An 18,488-nucleotide genomic window follows, 5' to 3' on the forward strand; every position below is an offset into this window, starting at 1 on the left:
GGAGATCACCATGTCTGAGGTACTCCGGGTCGGCATCGGCGGACCCGTCGGGTCGGGAAAGACCCGGCTGGTGGAGATGCTGGTACCCCAGCTCATCGGCAAGGGCCTCGGCGTCGCCGTCATCACCAACGACCTGGTCACCGACGAGGATGCCCAGCGGGTCCGCCGCAGCGGCGTCATCGACCCGAACCGGGTACTCGCCGTCGAGACCGGGGCCTGCCCGCACACCGCCATCCGCGAGGACCCGTCCGCCAACCTGGCCGCGGCACGGCGGCTGTGCGCCGAGTTCGACGACCTCGACATCATCCTCATCGAGTCCGGCGGGGACAATCTCGCCGCCACCTTCACCTCCGACCTGGTGGACTACTGGATCTTCGTCATCGACACCGCGGGCGGTGACGACATCCCCCGCAAGAAGGGCATCGGCCTGTTGCAGGCGGATCTGTTGGTGGTCAACAAGATCGACCTGGCCGAGCTGGTGGGTGCCGATCTGGACGGCATGCGCCGCGACTGCGCCATTGCCCGCCCGGTGAAACCCACGGTGTTCACCGACCTGCGCACCGGTACCGGCCTGGACGCGCTGACCGACGAACTGTTGCGCGGTGTGATGCTCACGGCCAGAGCATGATCGCGCCCGGAGAATTGACCGTGCACACCCTGGCCGATGCCACCGGCACCACCCGGATCGCGCAGTTGCGGCAACGCTATCCGCAACGGGTGACCACCGCGCTGCACACCGACGCCGATTACCCGCGCGCGGCGGTGCTGTGCGTGCAGAGCCCCAGCGGTGGCACGTTCTCCGATGACGACCTGCAGACCACCGTCCATTGCGCGGGCGGCACCCATCTCTACCTGACCAGCCAGGCGGCCACCCAGGTGTTCGCCGGGACAGGACCGGGCGCCCGGCACCGATTGCGTTTCGCCGTCGACGCCGGTGCCGTGCTGGAGTACCTTCCCAAAACCATCATCCCGCAGTCGGATTCGACGTTCACCCAAAGCATCGAACTCGACGTCGACGAGGGCGGAACCTATATCGGCTGGGACGCGATCGCCGCCGGGCGGATCGCGCACGGTGAGCGTTTCCGGTACGCGGGCGTCGACAACTCCTTCACCGTGCGGGTGGGTGGCCGGGTGATCGCGCGGGACCGTCAACTGATCACCGCCGAGGCCGGTCTGGACAGCGACTATCTGGCCACCCTGCTCATCGTCACCCCCGGTCGCTCGCCCGCACCCGCACTGTCCACGGTCCGCGCCACCCTCGGTCGTTTTCCGGGCGTACTCGGCGGGGCAGGTGAACTTCCGCACCGGGCCGGTGTTTTCGCGAGGCTGACGGCCCGCCGCGCACCCGAACTGAACAAGGTGTGTCGCGCGCTGCACGCCGCGGCCCGCCACAGCGTGTTGTCCCCGCCGATCGCAAGGAGCGCCTGACGTGATAGCCGATGCCGTTCTCGGAACCGCCGATGACCCGGCCTTCGCCGGGCGCCGCCGCCACCATGTCGACATCGGCTGGGGCGATGCCGGCAAGCACCGCCAGCTCGTCACCACCGACATTGGACTCGAGGTGCGGATCATGTTGCCGCGCGGCACCTTCCTGCGCCACGGCATGGTGATCGCCGATGACGGCCACGATGCCGTGGTGGTGCGGCGCCCGCACGAACCGGCCATCCGGGTCCGCTTCGCCGACAACACCGCCCGCGCCATGCTGCTGCTGGGCCACACGCTGGGCAACCAGCACGCACCCATCGACGTCGACCATGACACGCTGACCGCGCCGCTGTTCACCAGCGCTGCCGCCGCCCGGGAGATGCTCGCCGGGCTCGGCGTGATCGGTGAGGTCACCGAGATGGTAATGGCCGCCGACGGGTGGTCTGCCACGTCAGCCGACCGCCATGCCGGCCATCACCACTGACCCGGCCACCGCGATCGCACTGTGGGTGCAGTTGCACGACAGCGCGTTTCCGGCCGGGCGGATGGTGCACAGCCACGGCCTGGAAGAGTGGCTGGCTCAGCGGCCGGACGCCGACGCGGAGGCGATCGAGACGGCGGTGTGTGGTTACCTCCTCCACGGGTACGCGACGCTGGATGCCACCGTCACCGCCGCAGCGTGGCGGGACTGGCAGTCGGCGCAAAGCCTGGGCGAGCTCGACGAGCTGATGGCGTCCTACAAGTTGTTCGACAATGCCCGCACGGCGTCGGTGTCGGCGGGCAGGCAGCTGAGTGCCACCGCCTGCGATATCGGCATCGCGGCGCAGCACCCGTACCTGCGAGCCGTGCTGGCCGGCAGCACCCCCGGTCATGCCGCCGTCGTCGACGGCGTGTTGCAGGCCTATCTGGGCGTCAGCGAACAGCTCGCGGTCCTCGGATCACTGCGGTCGCTGATGGCCTCGATGCTCAGTGCCGCGGTACGGCTGGGCCGGCTCGGCCCGCTGCAGAGCCAGCGTATCCAGTTGCGTACTGCCGCAACGATGACGCAGGCGGCGGCATCGGCGTGCGAGCGCCCGTTGTCGGAGCTGAGCAGCCTGTCCCCCACCCTCGAGATCAGCGGGATGTGTCACGAAGAGCACACGTCGCGGCTGTTCGCCACCTGAATCACCACGCGAGAGCGCGGGGCGGACCGGTCAGTGACTCCTTGGCGGCGACGGCGAGCTGGTCCAGGATCTCGATGTCCCCGGCTTCCAGGCCGTCGAGAGCCAGCCGGACCAGATCAGCGGGGTCGGTCACCACCTCACCGGGCAGGTCCACGCCGGTTTTCTCGGCGTAGTCGAGCAGGGTCTGGGTGCCCACCAGTCCGGGGACGAGTGCGGCGACCAGGGTGCCCTGCCCGGCGAGCTCGACACGCACTCCGTTGGTCAGGCCCCACTGCGCCGACTTGGCTGCGGCGTATGCGGTGTTGCCGTCCACGGTGTTCCACGCGACGACGGACAACACGTTGAGGATCGCACCTCCGCCATTGCGCGCAAGGATGGGCGCAAAGGCCCGGATCATCGCGAGGGTGCCGTAGTAGTTCGAATCCATCGTCGATCGGATGGCGGTCAGATCTCCGGTGACGAGATTGCCACCGGCCGTATCGGCGGCATTGTTGATCAGGACGTCGACATCCTGGGCCAGTGCGGCGGCCGCCTCCACGGACGACTGATCGGTGATGTCGAGGTGCAGCACGTCGGCACCCGGGATGTCGACCAGTTCGGGCCGCCGCGCGGTGGCGTAGACCTTGGCCCCCCGACGCAGAAGTTCGATGGCGAAATGCCGACCGATTCCCCGGTTCGTGCCCGTGACCAGGACCGTGGCGCCGCGTAACTGCATATGTCCTCCGAGAGTTTGACCGAAGCTCAAAGTGACCGATCGGTCACCTTCGTGCCGTCACCGTAACGCCAAGGTGACCGATCGGTCAACTTGATACGCTGAGGTGTGTCCACGCCAGATCGCACGCTCCGTGCGGATGCGGCTCGCAACCGCGAGTCGCTTTTGGCTGCCGCGGAAGCCGAGTTCGCCGATCGGGGACCGTCCGCCTCGATCGCCGACATCGCCCGTCGGGCGGGTGTCGCCAAGGGCACCGTTTTTCGGCACTTCGCCTCGAAGGAGGACCTGATCGCGGCGATCGTGTCGGGTCATCTCACGACCCTCACGACGGTCGCCCACCAGCTGGAGAGCGCACCGGATCCGGGTGCAGCGCTACTGGAATTCCTGACGGTGGCCGCCGATCAACGCCAACAGCACGACCTGACATTCCTGCAGTCCGTCAGCGATCACCACCCGACGGTGACCGCGCTCCGAGACGAGTTGCACACCCGGCTCGGCACGCTCGTACACCGCGCCCGCGCTGCCGGTGCCATCCGTGATGACATCACCGAAACCGACGTCTTCCTGATGATGTGTGCGCCGGTCCATATCGTCGAAAACCTCTCGACGCCAAAGCCTTTACTGTGGCAGCGGTACCTCGCCATCATCTTCGACGGGCTGCGCCCGCAGGGTGCGCATCCGCTCCCGCAACCGGCACCGCAGCTGTCCTGACGTCGTTGACGTAGGGGCAGCTTCAACCGGTCGAGACGACCGCGAACAGCACGATCGTCTGATCCCGGTGCGGGTCCATCAGGGCGTCGCAGGACAGCGTCAGACGCCCGCGCTCGGGATGGTCGAGCCGTTTGATCATGTGGGTGGTGTTCACCACCGTGGCGTCAGACCAGAGTGCGGCGAACTCCGGGCTGCCGGCCAGCAGATCGGCGATCAACCGCTGCGTACCCGCGTCCCGGGGGTAGCGGGCCGCCGTGGCGCGCAGCTGGCCCGCCACCATCCGGGAGAACTCCTGCGCCTCGCTCATGCCGTAATGCCCCTGCTCGGACAGGAAATGGCGGCGTGCGATGTTGCGCTCGGCCGGCGCCAGCGCGCCGAAATCCTCCATCAACTCCGCAGCAGCGGCATTCCAGGCCAGGATGTCGAAACGCGCGCTGAGCACCAGAGCCGCGGTGCTCCCGAGGCCCTGCACCATCGTCGCGACGCTCGGACTGACCTCCGTGCTGGGTTCGCTCCCCGCGGGGACGTTGCGGCCGGCGAGCTGGAACAGATGCCGCCGCTCATCGTCATCGAGGCGCAGCGCATCGGCCAGCGCACCGAGTACCTGCTCGGACGGGCCGCTGCCCCGGGCACGCTCCAGGTTGGTGTAGTGCTCCACCGAGATGTGCGCCAGCTCCGCCACTTCGGAGCGCCGCAGCCCGCTGGTGCGCCGCCCGTTCGCCGCGAACCCGAAGGCGCCGGGGTCGCGGCTTTCCCGAACCGCCCGCAGGAACTCCCCGGCCACCTGTCCATCCATACCTCGATACTGGCACGCCTCACCAGGCGACGAGCTCCCCCTGATCGCTGAGGAACTGACCGGTGCGGAATTCAGCGGACAGCGCAACGCCGACGATGCCGGCCGCCCCCACGGCGGGATCACCGGCGCCCTCCATCGGCTCGCCGTTGTTCAGACCGGTCCTGCGGTACCCCGGGCTCACCGATACCACCGAGATGCCCTCGTGCGCAAGCTCTTTGGCGTACAACACGGTCAGCATGTCCACGGCGCTCTTGGACGCCTGATAGGCGGCTGCAGCCACATCGCTGTGCGGCCAATCGGGATCGTTGACCAATCGGGTCGATCCGAGCTCACTGGACACGTTCAGGATCCGCGGCCGGGACGAGGCCCGCAGCAGCGGCAGCAGGGCATTCGTGGTGGCGGCGATACCGGCCACGTTGGTGTCGAAGGTCTGCAGCAGCGAGGTGCGGCTCACCTGGGACGCCGGCAACCCGTCGCCCACGATCGCCGCATTGTTGATCAGAATGTCGAGGCGCCCATAGGTGTCGGTGATGTGGCCGACGGCGGCGGTGATGGTCTCGTCGTCGGTGACATCGAGGGTGAGGACGTCGACGTCGAGACCCTCGGCCGCCAGCTGCTGCGCGGCCGCTTTGCCGCGTTCGGGATCACGCGATGCCAGGAGTACGCGCGCGCCGGTGCGGGCGAGTTGCTGAGTCAGATGGAAGCCGATGCCGGTGTTCGCACCGGTCACCAAGGCGATGAGGTCATCAGTGTTGGTCATGTGCTCATTCCAGCTCGGTGGGCACAGACCAGGGAGTCACACGATGTACCCCCTCGCGCGGGAATAAGAGCGCCTCAGCCCAGCGCCGGGCTCTTGAGGGCGCGGATGGCCAGCCAGGCGGCCGCCCGGTCGTCGGGGCTGGCCATCGACAGTCCGGTCAGCTCCTCGATGCGGCGGATCCGCGCCGCCAGCGTCTGGCGGTGCACCTGCAGCCGGCTCGCCGAGGAACCCCACGCGCCGTGCTCGGCCAGGTAGATCTCCAGCGTGCGGGTCAGGGCCCCGTGGTGGCCGCCGTCGTCGCGCAGCGGGTCGAGCACCGCGGCGACGCGGGTCATCGCGCTGTGGTCGAGGTGGTCCAGCACGTAGGAGACGGTGGCCAGCGTGCGGTACCAGACGACGGGACGGGAGTCGACCACCGCGGTCTCCAGCGCCTGCCGGGCCTCGGCGGCGCTGCGGGCCAACAGCTGTGGCGTCGCGGCCGATCCCAACCCCATCCGCAGCGGCAGACTCGCATCGGAGGTGAGCCGCTCCACCATGGCGGCGAGTTCGGGGGCACGGTCTGCGCCGATGAAGCCGAGCACCCGCCCCCGCTCGGCGGAGACCATGTGAACGGCTCCCAGCTCGTCGAGCCAGCGGATGGCTTGGCGCTCCGGATCGATCGCAGTCGACCTCGACGCCACTGCGAACGCCGTCAGTGACTGTTCGCGAACGCCCCAGCGGCGCAACAGCGTTGCCGCCTCGGCGCCGCCGCGCAACAGCGTCGACATCATCACTTCGCGGCCCAGCCGCTCGGTGGCCGGATGGTCGGCGGTGTGCAGCAGCAGATCCAGCAGGGCCGCCACCTGCGAGGCCAGATCACGGCTGCGGCTGGTGGAACCGCGAGCACCGATGACCAGATAGGCGCTGACATCTTCGCCCTGCCCGACCGGGTGCACCTGCAGCCCGGGGTGACGGATCCGCACCCGGCGCCCGAACGCCACCGAGCCGGCGTCCCGCACGTGCAGGCTGCCGGCGCCGGCGGTGGTGATCACCTCACCGTGCGCGTCGAGAAGCACTGCCCAGCCGTCGATCCGGTGCGCCAGCTCGGCCACCACCGCGACCACGCCACCGCGCCGGGCCACCTGGGTGAGCACCTTGGTCCCGGTGGTGACCCTGCGGTCCTCGGCCGCCTGGTCGGCTGCGACCAGCGCCGTGAGCCGGGCATGCACCACGTCGGCGCCCAGATCGGGCACCACGACTGCGGTGATCGCCCTGTCGACGAGGACCGTGCGCAGCGTGTCGGCGGCGGTGCCACCGGCGATGATCGCGACGGATCCGGCGAGCGGCGTCCGCCCGTCGCCGGACTCCAGTGCTGCCGCCCAGTCCGTCGGGGTGGCCACCACCAGCGTGGCGTAACCGGGCGAGCTCGCCAGCGCCAGGTCGGCCAGGGCCACGCTGCCCTCCACCGGCGTCGCGCCGTCGACGGCACCGGTGATCAGCTCGGCACCGAAATGCTCGGCGATCGCTCGCACGTCATAGGCCACGGCCGAGTGTACAAAATGATGGATCAGGCTCCTCGGATCACACTTTTTGCGGCTGTCGCCGGCGCTGCGCGCTCCCTACGATTCGGTGGATTCCCGCTTGTAAAGGAGCACCGTGAAAGCGATCGTCTTCCGAGATCCCGCCACGCCCATCGAGTACGTGGACGTCGACTTGGCCGGCCCCAAACCCGGCGAGGTGCGGGTGCGGATCGCCGCCGCCGGGGTGTGCCACTCGGATCTGCACGTCAAACGCGGCGAGTGGGACGCACCCGCGCCCCTGGTCATGGGGCACGAAGGGTCCGGCGTGGTGACCGAACTCGGTGAGGGCGTCACCACGCTCGCGGTCGGTGACCATGTGGTGCTCTCCTGGGTACCGCCGTGCGGCGAGTGCCGCTACTGCCGGTCCGGCCACGAGGCGCGCTGCCAGAAGGTTGCCACCGTGGTCGCACCGCTGGGCACCCTTTTCGACGGCACCTCGCGCCTGTCGCGCAACGGCGAGGTGGTCCACCACTATCTCGGGGTGTCCTCCTTCGCCGAAGAGGTCGTCGTCCCGGCGTCCGGCGCGGTGAAGGTGCGTGAGGATGCGCCGCTGGACGTCATCGCGCTGGTCGGGTGCGCCGTGGCGACCGGGGTCGGCGCGGTGCTCAACACCGCCGCGGTCGAGCCAGGTGCCTCCGTTGCGGTGATCGGCTGCGGCGGCGTCGGTCTCAACGTCATCCAGGGCGCGAAGCTGGCCGGCGCCAGCCGGATCATCGCCATCGACGTCCGCGACGACAAGACCAAGATGGCCGTGCAGTTCGGCGCCACCGACCGCATCAATGCCTCTGCCGGCGATGCCGAGGAGCAGTTGCGGGAGTTGATCCCCGACGGCGTCGACTACGCCTTCGACGCATTCGGCCACACCGGCACCACCGAGCAGGCCATCCGGATGCTCGGACTGGGCGGGGCGGCCGTCGTGGTCGGTCTGCCGCCCACCGGGGCCAAGGCGTCGTTCGAACCGCTGGTGCTGGCCGAAGCCGATCAGCGCATCCTCGGCTCGAACTACGGATCGGTGCGTCCCTCTATCGACATACCCGCGCTCGTCGATCGCTACATGGACGGCCAGCTCAAACTCGATGCGCTGGTCTGGGCCAGCCGACCGTTGGAGGAGGCGGCGGCAGCGTTCGACGACCTGGAGTCCGGCGAAGCGCTACGTACCCTGCTCATCCCCTGAAACCTTTCGCCGATAACGACTTTCGAATCTCAAGGAGCCGAATGGCCACCGAAACCCCTCCCGTCGACGCCGGCCTGCGCCACGGTGTGATGTCGGGTCCCGAACTGGCCGCGCAGGCCATCGCGAACATCGCGCCCAGCGCCGTCATCGCCTTCACGGCGGCGGCCATCTACCTGAGCGCGGGCACCGGCACCATCGTGTCGTTTGCGCTGGCGACGGTGGTCATCCTGTCGGTCGGGTACTGCGTGGTGGTGTTCGCCCGCCGCAATGCGTCGGCCGGCTCGCTCTACACCTATGTGTCCAAGGGCCTCGGGCCGTTCGGGGCCTACCTGGCGGGAGTGGCACTGTTGGTGGGCTGCTGGGGCATCGCCGCCGGCTCGCTCGGCGGGGCGATCTCCTACACCAGCGATTTCCTGATCTCCCTGGGGATTCCGGCAGGCGGCGTCGGGTCGACGATCGTGCTCGCGATCGTCCTGGGCGGTCTGGCAACGCTGTTCACCATCCGTGGCATCCGGCTCTCGGCGCGGGTATCGCTGACCCTGGAGTTGGTCTCGGTCACCATCATCACGGTCCTGCTGGTGCTGGCCCTGGTGTGGGCGGGACCGGCCGCCTGGGATCCGTCCCAGTTCTCGTTCAGCAACATCCCCGGACAGGGTGTGGCCGCGGGCATGGTGCTCGGCATCCTCGGTTTCGTCGGGTTCTCCTCGGCCGATGCGCTGGGCCGGGAGGCACGCAACCCGTACACCGCCATCCCCCGCGCCATCATGTGGAGCGCGCTGGTGGTGGGTGTGCTGTACGTGTTCGCCGCCTACACCCAGATCGCGGTGCTCCAGGAAGGGCTGGCCGACAGCGCCAATCCGTTGCAGGACATCGCGATTCTGATCGGCATGCCCTCGTGGTTCAATCCGATCCTGCTGTTCGGAGTCGGCGCCTCGTTCTTCGCGGTGGTGGTCGCCCCGCTGAACGTCGTCGGCCGCATCGTCTACGTGATGGGCAAGGAAGGCGTGGTCGCCGACAGGTTCGGCCGCACCCACGAAGGCCACCTGACGCCGCACCGGGTGCTGCTGATCGCCGGGCCGGCAGCCATCGTCCTGGACGTCGTCCTGCTGGCCGTCGGTGTGCATCCGATGGACATCGTGGTGTGGGTCGACACCTATGCCACCTACGGATACATGGTCGCCTACTCGCTGGTCGCCGCCGCCTGTGTGGTCTACACCCGGCGCACCGGCCAGCCGAACCGGCTGGTGTGGGTCACCGCCGTCATCGCGATCCTGGCGATGGCCTACACCTTCTTCGCCAACGTGTACCCGGTGCCCAGCTTCCCGCTGAACATCTTGCCGTACCTGTTCCTGGCGACGGTCGCCGTGGCATTGGCTTGGTATTACCACCTGGTGCGCAACCGCCCCGAGGTCATCGCCAGGATCGGCCAGACCGAGACGGACACCCTGGAAGGCGTGGGGTGATCGGCTATTAGGCTGCAGTGATGACAGGACATTTCGTAGTGCTGGGCGCCACCGGCGCGCAGGGCGGTGCGGTGGTCAGGGCGCTGCTCGAAAGCGGGGCGACGGTGCGCGGGATCACCCGCCGCACCGACTCCGCCTCGGCCCGACGTCTCAGCGCAGCCGGTGTCGAGGTCGTCGCCGCGGATCTGTCCGATGAGACCTCGGTGGCACAGGCCTTCACCGGGGTCGACGGCGCCTACGCGTTGACCACGCCGTTTGAGGACGGTCCCGAGGCCGAGGTCGCCCAGGGCCGGACCATCCTGGACGCCGCGCTGGCGGCGCAGGTGCCGCACCTGGTGTTCTCCTCGGTCGCCGATGCCGACCAGCACACCGGCATACCGCATTTCGACAGCAAGGCTGAAGTGGAGGAGTCACTCGCCCGGTCCGGGCTGTCGTACACCATCGTCGGGCCCTCGTACTTCTACGACAACATGCTCGGCGGCCTCGACGACATCAAGGCCGGGGTGTTCGCGTTGCCACTGCCCGCCGACACGACGCTGCAACAGTTGTCCCGTCGCGATCTCGGGCGGTTCGTCGCGGCGGTGCTCACCGATCCGGATCCGGTCCGCGGCATGCGTATCGACATCGCCTCCGACGAACCGACTCCGCAGCAGATGACCGCGGCGATCGCGGCGGCACTGGGCAAGCCGGTGCGGCTGGCCACCAGCGACCCGGACGATATCGGCTCCGACGACATGCGGGCCATGTTCGGATTCCTGGCCGCCGGCGGCTACACCGTGGACATCCCGGCACTGCACGCGCAGTACCCGCAGGTCGGCTGGCAGAGCTTCACCGACTGGATCGACACCGATCTGCGCCCGCTGCTCAGCTGACCGACAGCGCCGCCTTGCCGGCGACCCGGCGGCCCAGCAGGGCATCGATCGCCGCGTCGAGGTTGTCCCATGAATCGCGGTAGCCGACCTGGGCGTCCAACTGTCCGCGGCCGGAGAGGTCCAGGACGTACTGAAGCTCCTCGCCCACCGGCCAGCTCGCCATGAACGACTCGATCCTGTTGTTCTTGTGCGCCATTCGCGCCGCCTCGAAGTCGATCACCGTCGACTGACCGGATGCCGCACCCACGGAGATCACCGTGCCGCCGTCTTCGAGCAGACCGTACGCGTCGGCCAGCATGGTGCCGCCGACGTGTTCGAGCACGCCGTGCACCGGGGCCACCCCGTCCAGGCCGACCACGATCTCGTCGGCCCCGAGTTCGTGTAGGCCCGCACCGCGCTCGGGGCTGCCGACCGCGGCGATCACGTGTGCGCCCGCCCGGGCGGCCAACTGGACTGCCAGCCGGCCGACACCGCCCGATGCGCCGGTGACCAGCACCCGTTTGCCGAGCACGGGTCCGAGCCGGCGGATGGTCTGCACGGCGGTCACCCCGGCGACCGGCAACGCGGCCGCCGTCTCGAAGTCGACCGAATCAGGAATCACCGCAACGTTTTCCGCTGCCAGCACCCGTCGCTGCGCCCAGCCCTGCGACCAGGCGGCACCGGCCACCCTGGCGCCCACCGGCGGGCCCGATCCGTCCGCGGCGGCGGTGACCACGACGCCGGCACTGTCCCAGCCGGGGATGTCGCCGGGGTGTTCGGCGTTGTCGCCGTAGTACACCTCACCGAAGTTAAGCGAGATGGCCTTGACGTCGATGAGCAATTCGTTCGGCGCCGTGGGCACCGGGTCGGGGGCGTCGGCGATCGCGAACTTGCGCGGAGCGTCGGGGTCGAAGACGATGGCGCGCATCAGTTTTCGATCACCGCGGTGACGCGGATCTCGATGCGCATCCGGGGCGCGCCCAGCGCGGTGACGCCGATCTCGGTCCAGATGGGCGGCCGGTCCGGCGTCCACTTACGCAGCTGCGCGAACATGACCTCGTTGTGGGCGTCGAAGTTCTCGTCCGGCTCGTGCAGCACGTGGTAGGAGTTCACCTGCACCACATCGCGCCAGGATGCGCCTGCTGCGACCAGCGTGCGTTCCACGTTTTCGAAGGCCCGGATGATCTCGTCCTCCAGCGACTCCGGGAAGTTCAGGTCGTCGTCCCAGCCGCCCTGGCCGGAGATCTCGACGCGGTCGCCGATCCGCACGGCCTGGTGGTAGTGGCGCTCGACCAGGGCCGTCTCGCCGTAACCGGGCGTGGTGAAGAACTCGATGTCTCGTTTTACTTCATGCATGAAGTAAAACGTACACCCGATGACTTCATGCGTAAAGTCATGGGGATGGCGAGCGGCGATGACCCCCAATGGCTGTCCGAGGACGAGAAGCAGGCGTGGACCGGTCTGATCTCGCTGATCCTGCTCATGCCGGGGAAGCTCGAGGCGCCGCTGCGGGAGGTCGACCTGACCCTCTTCGAATACCTGACGCTGAGTCACATCTCCGACGCCCCGGATCGGCGAATCAGGATGAGCGAGTTGGCGTTCCTGGCCAACGGATCCCTGTCCCGACTGTCCAATGTGGTGAAGCGCTTCGAGCAGCGCGGCTGGGTGACCCGCTTCCCCGACCCCGACGACGGCCGCTACACGCTGGCCGAACTGACCGACGACGGCTACCGGCTGGTGATCGCGGCCGCGCCGATCCATGTGCGGGCGGTCCGCGAACTGGTCATCGACCCACTCACCAGCGCCGACCTGGCGGCCCTGACCCGGATCGCCGGCAAGCTGCGGGTGGTGCCGCCCGGCTTCAAGTCCCAGCACGGATAGGGTCGACGCCATGACCGTGCGCAGACTCCAGCCGTACGCGGTGACGATTTTCGCGGAGATGTCGGCACTGGCTGCCCGCATCGGTGCGGTGAACCTCGGCCAAGGCTTCCCCGACGAGGACGGGCCCGCGGGCATGCTGAAGATCGCCCAGGACGCGATCGCCGAGGGCACCAACCAGTACCCACCCGGCCTGGGCATCCCGGCACTGCGCGAGGCCATTGCCGGTCAGCGCCGGCGGCTCTACGGGGCCAGCTACGACCCCGACTCGGAGATCCTGGTCACCGTCGGGGCGACCGAGGCCATCGCCGCATCGGTCATCGGGCTGGTCGAACCCGGCTCCGAGGTCCTGGTGATCGAGCCGTTCTACGACTCCTACTCCCCGGTGATCGCGATGGCCGGCTGTCACCGGGTCGCGGTGCCGATGGTGGCCGACGGCCGCGGGTTCGCCATCGACGTCGAGGCGCTGCGCGCTGCGGTGACGCCCAACACCCGGGCGCTCATCCTCAACTCGCCGCATAATCCGACCGGCACCGTTGCCTCCGCCGAGGAGCTTGCCGCGATCGCCGAGCTCGCGATCGCGCACGACCTACTGGTGATCACCGACGAGGTGTACGAGAACCTGGTCTTCGACGGCCTGCGGCACCTGCCGCTTGCGGCGCTGCCCGGGATGGCGGAGCGCACCGTCACCATCTCCAGTGCGGCCAAGATGTTCAACGTCACCGGCTGGAAGATCGGCTGGGCGTGCGGACCCGCCGACCTCATCGCGGGCGTGCGGGCGGCCAAGCAGTACCTGAGCTATGTGGGTGGCGCCCCGTTCCAGCCCGCCGTCGCCCAGGCCCTCAACGACGAGGACGGCTGGTCGCTGGCGCTGCGCGATACCTTCGAGGCCCGGCGTAACCGGCTGGCCGCCGCGCTGACCGATATCGGATTCGCCGTGCACGACAGCCACGGCACCTATTTCTTGTGCGCGGACCCCCGGCCGCTCGGATACGCCGACTCCACCACATTCTGCGCTGAACTCCCCGAGCGCGCCGGGGTGGCGGCGATCCCCATGTCGGCGTTCACCAGCGGCGATCATGGCTGGAATCACCTGGTGCGCTTTGCTTTCTGTAAACGCGACGAGACGATGGACGAGGCGATCCGCCGCCTGGAGGTGCTCAAGTCACGCTGACACGGCAGGATGGACCGATGCCCGCTGTGCGCCGAGTCCCCGAGGACACGCTCACACGCGTCGACGCCCTGCTCGAGGGTGTCGATGCGGCGCTGGCGGCCAGGTACCCGGGTGATCGCCCTGGCAGCCAGCCCGTGCACACCGTGTACATCAGCGCCGCCGACGCGAGCCCGGCCACCGTCATCGAATGGGGCGCGCACGCGCTGGAACTGCTGGACCGCCACCCCGAGGTGTTCGCCGAGCTCGGTGACGAAACCACGTTGGCGATGGTCAGGGACCGGCTGCGCACCGCACCCATCGCGGATCTGCGGCTGGATTTCGAGGACGGTTACGGGCGGCGCGCCGACGAGGCCGAGGACGCCGACGCGGTGCAGGCCGGGGACACTCTGCGTGCGCTGGCACTGGGCAGTTCGGGCATCCGGATCAAGGGGTTGACCGCCGCGGACCGGCGACGTTCGGTGCGCACCCTGGAACTGGTGCTCGATGGCGGCGTACCGCCCGGTTTCGTGTTCACCGTGCCGAAACTGCGTGCGGCCGAACAGGTTACCGCCACCGTCTGGCTGTGCGAGGCCCTCGAGCAGGTACATGACCTGGCGACGGGCACGCTGCAATTCGAACTGCAGATCGAGAGCCCGCAGGCCGTCATCGGTGCGGATGGCGCCGCGACGGTGGCCCGTGCCATCGAGCTGGCCAACGGCCGGTGCAGCGGATTGCATTACGGCACTTACGACTACAGCGCGGCGTGCGGTATCGCGCCGCAGCAGCAGTCCCTGGATCATCCCATCGCCGACCACGCCAAGGCCGTCATGCAGACCGCCGCCGCGCAGACCGGGGTGTGGATCGCCGACGGCTCCACCCAGGTGTTCCCTGTCGGTGACGACGACCAGGTGGTGGCCGCGATCCGCAGGCATCACCGGCTGGTGACCCGGGCCCTGGAACGCGGCTACTACCAGGGCTGGGATATGCACGCCGGCCATCTGGTGACCCGATGGCTGGCCACCTTCACCTTCTTCCGCGCGGCCGTCGTTGCGGCGGCACCCCGACTGCAGGCCTACCTGGAGCGACGGGGCGGCGCGATCGTCGACGAGCCTGCCACCGCGGAGGCACTGTCGACGGTCGTGCTGCGCGGATTGGACTGTGGCGCGTTCGACGCCGACGACGTCCTGACCCTGGCCCCCGCGGCCACCATCGATGTACTGCGAAATCTCAAGGACCGGAAGCTGACATGACCGAATCCCTACCCGACTTCACCTGGCTGCCGGACCTGGCGCTGCGCACCCTCGGCGGCGCCGTCGTCTGGGCCAATGACGAATCCTTCGCCGAGAAGGAGAATTTGATCTCCCAGGGGCCCTCGACGTACCGGCCGGCCTCGTTCGGGCACAAGGGCCAGGTGTACGACGGTTGGGAGACCCGCCGTCGCCGGGAAACCGGTCATGACACCGCGATCGTCCGGCTCGGGGTGCCCGGAGTGATCCGGGGCGTGGTGGTGGACACCGCGTGGTTCAAGGGCAACTACCCGCCCGCCATCTCGCTGGACGCCCTCGAGGTCGACGGCTACCCCACCGCCGATCAGCTGGCCGCCGACCAGAACTGGACGCCGCTGATCGAACGCAGCCGTGCCTACGGGGACACCCGCAACAACTTCGAGGTCAACTCGGACAACCGGTGGACCCATGTGCGACTCAACATCTACCCCGACGGTGGGGTGGCCCGGCTGCGGGTGCACGGCGAAGGCCTGCCGGACAAGCGGTTCTTCGGCGTCGGGCCGCTGGACCTCGCCGCGCTGGAGAACGGTGGCCTGGTCCTGGACTGCTCCAACCGGTTCTACAGTTCCCCGCAGAACCTGATCTTCCCCGGCTACGCCCAGGTGATGGGCGACGGGTGGGAGACCGCACGCCGCCGCGATGACGCCAACGACTGGGTGCGTTTCCGGCTGGCCGGCCCCGGGCGGATCAATCTCGCCGAGATCGACACCTCCTATTTCATCGGCAACAGCCCAGGATCGGCCGCACTCACCGGCTTTCGCGCCAACGGCGACCGGGTCGAACTGCTGCCCCGCACCAACCTGCTGCCCGACACCCGGCACAAGTTCCTGATCGAATCCGACGATGTGCTCACCGAGGTACGGCTGGACATCTACCCGGACGGCGGGCTGGCACGGCTGCGGCTGTACGGAGAGTTGGCGTGACCTATCCCCGCGACCTGATCGGGTACGGGCGCAACACCCCCGATCCGATGTGGCCGGGCGGCGCGGCGATCGCCGTGCAGTTCGTGCTCAATTACGAAGAGGGCGCCGAGAACTCGATCCTAGACGGCGATCCGGCGTCGGAGACGTTCCTGTCCGAGATCACGCCGGCCGAACCGTTCGGCAACCGGCACATGAGCATGGAGTCGATGTACGAGTACGGCTCGCGGGCAGGGCTGTGGCGGATACTGCGGATCTTCGAGCAGCGTGGCTTGCCGCTGACGATCTTCGCGGTGGCACGTGCCATGCAGCGCAATCCCGAAGCCGTGGCGGCGTTCTCGGAGCTGGGCCACGAGATCGCCTGCCACGGCCTGCGCTGGAAGTCCTACCAGCTGATCGGCGAGGACACCGAACGTGCACACATGGCCGAGGCGATGCAGATCCTGACCGAGCTGACGGGCAGCGCGCCGCTGGGCTGGTACACCGGCCGGGATTCCCCGCACACCCGCGAGCTCGTGGTCGAACACGGCGGGTTCGTCTACGACTCGGACTCCTACGCCGACGATCTGCCGTACTGGGTGAAGGTGCGAGACACCGATCATCTGGTGGTGCCCTACACCCTGGACACCAATGACATGCGGTTCTCCTCGCCCGCCGGGTTCGCCAACGGTGACGAGTTCTACGCGCATCTGCGCGATGCCTTCGATGTGCTCTACGCCGAAGGCGTTGCCGGACAACCGAAGATGCTGTCGGTCGGTCTGCACTGTCGACTGGTCGGCAGGCCCGCCCGAGCGGCGGCGCTGCAGCGCTTCCTGGACCACGTGCAGTCGCATGACCGGGTCTGGGTGGCCCGGCGCATCGAGATCGCCGAGCATTGGCGGGCCGTTCACCCCGTCTAGCGCTCCTCGGTGACCAGAACTCCTCGAAATGCCGCCGATTTCTTGACGGATAACCCTTGCGCGCCAACGATGTGCAGCGTAGCATCGAACACAAGTTCGAATGCGATGTTGCTCCCACATCTCGACGGTGAGCTTCAGACCGCGACTCCGGTCGCCGAGAGGTTCGATGGTCCTGCGGGACCGTGCGAGCCGTATTGACTGATCGTGCCCGTTGGGCACCTTCTGTGAAAGTCGGTATCCAACATGGACGCCACCCATCTCGACATGTTCATTGGTGCGCTCATCGATGACCTCACCCCGGCACCCTTGCCCGACGACGACGGTGATCGCCGGCTGTGCCACCTACTCGACAGCCCGCGCCGAATTCTTGATGAACAGCCGCTGCTGGCGGTGCTGGCGGCCGCGGTCACCGCCCGCAACCTGGTCGATCATGTGATCGCCCAGGCGGTTGCGGCCGCCGAGCGGCTCGGGGTTCCGGCACGTAAGCACCTGCGTTCGGGAGCGGATCTTCTCACCCTGTTGGGTGTTTCCCCCGGCGCCGCCCACCGAGCCGCGCGGGTCGGGCGGGCGGCACACATGCTAACGGCGTTGACCCGGGCCCAGCGCCTCGGCGGGATCGGTATCGAGTTCGCCGACGCCATCGGGAAGGGCGTCGCCCACGTGCACAGTCGGGTGCCCTTGTCCGAGGAGGACCGGGCCGAGGTGGTCAGAAAGTTGATGATCGAGACCACCCCGGCCGCCGTGGACGAGAAGGCCCGCGAGATCGCCATTAGCCGCTGCACCGCAGCACCTTTGGAGGGCGCGGCGGTGCCGGTGGCCGAGAACGCGGACCTCAACGAGATGACGTTGGTGGTTACCGAGGAAGGGCGTGTCGCTGCGACTTTCGATGTGGACGCGCTGACCGGTGAGGAACTCCTCACCGCCCTGGACCCACTGTGCCGACCCATACCACTTCCCGACGGCTCGCCGGACCCGCGTCCGGTCGGTAAGCGTCGCGCGGACGCTCTCGGACAAGTCGTGCGGACCTACCTCTCAAATTCGCGGCGACCGGCCTCGGGCGGGGTGCTGCCGCATGTCACGCTGATCCGGCCCGCCGCAGCAGGGTTCGTCAACACCCTGGGTTTCACCGGGCCCGTGAGCGCCGGCACAGCCGACCTGATCACCTGCGACAGCACGCTCACTTCGGTGACTGTTGATGGGGCTGGGGCCCCGCTGGATGTGGGGCGCGCCGAGCGACTGTTCACACCCGCGATCCGAAAAGGGTTGGCAGTGCGCGACGGTGGCTGCGCCCACCCGGGCTGTGGGCGGCCGGTGTCCTGGTGCGACGCCCACCACATCACCCCATGGAGCAGCGGGGGCGCCACCAGCATCGACAACGGCGTGCTGCTCTGCCGACTACACCACACCGCGATCCACCACGGCGGCTGGCAGGTCTACCTCGGCGCTGACCGCCACCCCTGGTTCATCCCACCCCACAAATCAGACGAACCCGAGCCGACGCACCTGCGCTCCCACGCACGACGCACCATGACCGACCTGCCCGTCGCCGCATAAGCCTTGCGCACCTTGACAACTACACAGTGACGAACAACCCAGCGGCGGGAACCGGCACCGACAGAGAGCCGGACCCGCCACGACGGACTAGTGTCCTGAGTCATTAATTCGGGTGCAGTAGTTGGCGATGCTGGCCAGGATTTGGTCGGCGGTTTTGGTCCAGACGTAGGGCTTGGGGTTGTCG

At 68.4% G+C, this 18,488-nt stretch carries 20 protein-coding genes; 14 read left to right on the forward strand and 6 right to left on the reverse strand.

The genetic code is table 11. The features are described from left to right. Window positions 1-10: 10 nt before the first annotated feature. The 4 genes from ureG to ASE48_RS18465 are packed head-to-tail and all read left to right on the forward strand — an operon-like array spanning window position 11 to window position 2,588. Window positions 11-628, forward strand: coding sequence for an urease accessory protein UreG (gene ureG, locus ASE48_RS18450; RefSeq protein WP_057168548.1), 618 nt, complete (start codon window positions 11-13; stop codon window positions 626-628). Further along, window positions 625-1,428 (forward strand): urease accessory protein UreD, encoded by an 804-nt coding sequence (locus ASE48_RS18455; protein ID WP_057168550.1) that lies wholly within the window; start codon window positions 625-627, stop codon window positions 1,426-1,428. The genes ureG and ASE48_RS18455 overlap by 4 nt, the downstream gene beginning before the upstream one ends. A 1-nt stretch (window position 1,429) precedes the next feature. After that, on the forward strand, window positions 1,430-1,909 hold the full coding sequence (locus ASE48_RS18460; RefSeq protein ID WP_057168552.1) for an urease accessory protein UreE: 480 nt from the start codon (window positions 1,430-1,432) through the stop codon (window positions 1,907-1,909). After that, the gene (locus tag ASE48_RS18465) at window positions 1,890-2,588 is read left to right on the forward strand and encodes an urease accessory protein UreF (RefSeq protein ID WP_057168554.1); all 699 of its coding nucleotides are present in this window, start codon (window positions 1,890-1,892) and stop codon (window positions 2,586-2,588) included. The genes ASE48_RS18460 and ASE48_RS18465 overlap by 20 nt, the downstream gene beginning before the upstream one ends. Window position 2,589: 1 nt before the next feature. Here the strand turns inward: ASE48_RS18465 and ASE48_RS18470 are convergent, their stop codons facing one another. Beyond that, window positions 2,590-3,303, reverse strand: coding sequence for an SDR family NAD(P)-dependent oxidoreductase (locus tag ASE48_RS18470; RefSeq protein WP_057168555.1), 714 nt, complete (start codon window positions 3,301-3,303; stop codon window positions 2,590-2,592). Window positions 3,304-3,408: 105 nt separating this feature from the next. Between ASE48_RS18470 and ASE48_RS18475 the strand changes: the two genes are divergently transcribed. Beyond that, window positions 3,409-4,011, forward strand: coding sequence for a TetR/AcrR family transcriptional regulator (locus ASE48_RS18475; protein ID WP_057168557.1), 603 nt, complete (start codon window positions 3,409-3,411; stop codon window positions 4,009-4,011). A 22-nt stretch (window positions 4,012-4,033) separates the two neighbouring features. Here ASE48_RS18475 and ASE48_RS18480 read toward each other — a convergent pair whose 3' ends face one another. The 3 genes from ASE48_RS18480 to ASE48_RS18490 form a co-directional block, all read right to left on the reverse strand. Next, on the reverse strand, window positions 4,034-4,807 hold the full coding sequence (locus ASE48_RS18480) for a helix-turn-helix transcriptional regulator (RefSeq protein WP_057168559.1): 774 nt from the start codon (window positions 4,805-4,807) through the stop codon (window positions 4,034-4,036). A gap of 19 nt (window positions 4,808-4,826) precedes the next feature. Continuing rightward, window positions 4,827-5,567, reverse strand: coding sequence for an SDR family NAD(P)-dependent oxidoreductase (locus ASE48_RS18485; protein WP_057168561.1), 741 nt, complete (start codon window positions 5,565-5,567; stop codon window positions 4,827-4,829). Window positions 5,568-5,641: 74 nt separating this feature from the next. Further along, on the reverse strand, window positions 5,642-7,090 hold the full coding sequence (locus ASE48_RS18490) for a PucR family transcriptional regulator (RefSeq protein WP_057168563.1): 1,449 nt from the start codon (window positions 7,088-7,090) through the stop codon (window positions 5,642-5,644). A gap of 112 nt (window positions 7,091-7,202) precedes the next feature. Here ASE48_RS18490 and ASE48_RS18495 point away from each other — a divergent pair, with 112 nt between their 5' ends. The 3 genes from ASE48_RS18495 to ASE48_RS18505 are packed head-to-tail and all read left to right on the forward strand — an operon-like array spanning window position 7,203 to window position 10,635. Further along, window positions 7,203-8,300 carry an alcohol dehydrogenase catalytic domain-containing protein gene (locus ASE48_RS18495; RefSeq protein WP_057168565.1) on the forward strand — a complete coding sequence of 366 codons (1,098 nt, stop codon included), beginning with the start codon at window positions 7,203-7,205 and terminating at the stop codon, window positions 8,298-8,300. 41 nt (window positions 8,301-8,341) lie between these two features. Next, a complete protein-coding gene (locus tag ASE48_RS18500; protein ID WP_057168567.1) occupies window positions 8,342-9,763 on the forward strand; it encodes an APC family permease in 1,422 nt (473 codons plus the stop codon). Window positions 9,764-9,783: 20 nt separating this feature from the next. Next, entirely contained in the window at window positions 9,784-10,635 is an 852-nt protein-coding gene (locus ASE48_RS18505; RefSeq protein ID WP_057168569.1) for an NmrA/HSCARG family protein, read from the forward strand. On the opposite strand, the gene ASE48_RS18510 is transcribed toward ASE48_RS18505, so the two are convergent. Together ASE48_RS18510 and ASE48_RS18515 are read right to left on the reverse strand one after the other, a co-directional pair. After that, window positions 10,628-11,542 carry a zinc-binding dehydrogenase gene (locus ASE48_RS18510; protein WP_057168571.1) on the reverse strand — a complete coding sequence of 305 codons (915 nt, stop codon included), beginning with the start codon at window positions 11,540-11,542 and terminating at the stop codon, window positions 10,628-10,630. The two genes, ASE48_RS18505 and ASE48_RS18510, sit on opposite strands and share 8 nt — an antisense overlap. Then, window positions 11,542-11,970, reverse strand: a complete 429-nt coding sequence (locus ASE48_RS18515) for a Rid family hydrolase (protein WP_057168573.1) — start codon at window positions 11,968-11,970, stop codon at window positions 11,542-11,544. Before ASE48_RS18515 ends, ASE48_RS18510 begins: the two co-directional genes overlap by 1 nt. Window positions 11,971-12,015: 45 nt before the next feature. On the opposite strand from ASE48_RS18515, the gene ASE48_RS18520 reads away from it, so the two are divergent. From ASE48_RS18520 to ASE48_RS18545, 6 genes are all read left to right on the forward strand, one after another. Then, the gene (locus tag ASE48_RS18520) at window positions 12,016-12,495 is read left to right on the forward strand and encodes a MarR family winged helix-turn-helix transcriptional regulator (protein WP_057168575.1); all 480 of its coding nucleotides are present in this window, start codon (window positions 12,016-12,018) and stop codon (window positions 12,493-12,495) included. 10 nt (window positions 12,496-12,505) lie between these two features. Then, a complete protein-coding gene (locus ASE48_RS18525; RefSeq protein ID WP_057168577.1) occupies window positions 12,506-13,666 on the forward strand; it encodes a pyridoxal phosphate-dependent aminotransferase in 1,161 nt (386 codons plus the stop codon). Window positions 13,667-13,683: 17 nt separating this feature from the next. Beyond that, window positions 13,684-14,895, forward strand: a complete 1,212-nt coding sequence (locus ASE48_RS18530) for a DUF6986 family protein (RefSeq protein WP_057168578.1) — start codon at window positions 13,684-13,686, stop codon at window positions 14,893-14,895. After that, a complete protein-coding gene (alc, locus tag ASE48_RS18535) occupies window positions 14,892-15,854 on the forward strand; it encodes an allantoicase (protein WP_057168579.1) in 963 nt (320 codons plus the stop codon). The genes ASE48_RS18530 and alc overlap by 4 nt, the downstream gene beginning before the upstream one ends. Next, window positions 15,851-16,750 carry an allantoinase PuuE gene (puuE, locus tag ASE48_RS18540; protein WP_057168580.1) on the forward strand — a complete coding sequence of 300 codons (900 nt, stop codon included), beginning with the start codon at window positions 15,851-15,853 and terminating at the stop codon, window positions 16,748-16,750. Before alc ends, puuE begins: the two co-directional genes overlap by 4 nt. A 243-nt stretch (window positions 16,751-16,993) precedes the next feature. Continuing rightward, on the forward strand, window positions 16,994-18,304 hold the full coding sequence (locus ASE48_RS18545) for an HNH endonuclease signature motif containing protein (protein ID WP_057168581.1): 1,311 nt from the start codon (window positions 16,994-16,996) through the stop codon (window positions 18,302-18,304). The last annotated feature ends 184 nt before the right edge of the window (window positions 18,305-18,488 follow it).

The sequence above is a fragment of the Mycobacterium sp. Root265 genome, assembly GCF_001428895.1.
GTDB lineage: Bacteria > Actinomycetota > Actinomycetes > Mycobacteriales > Mycobacteriaceae > Mycobacterium.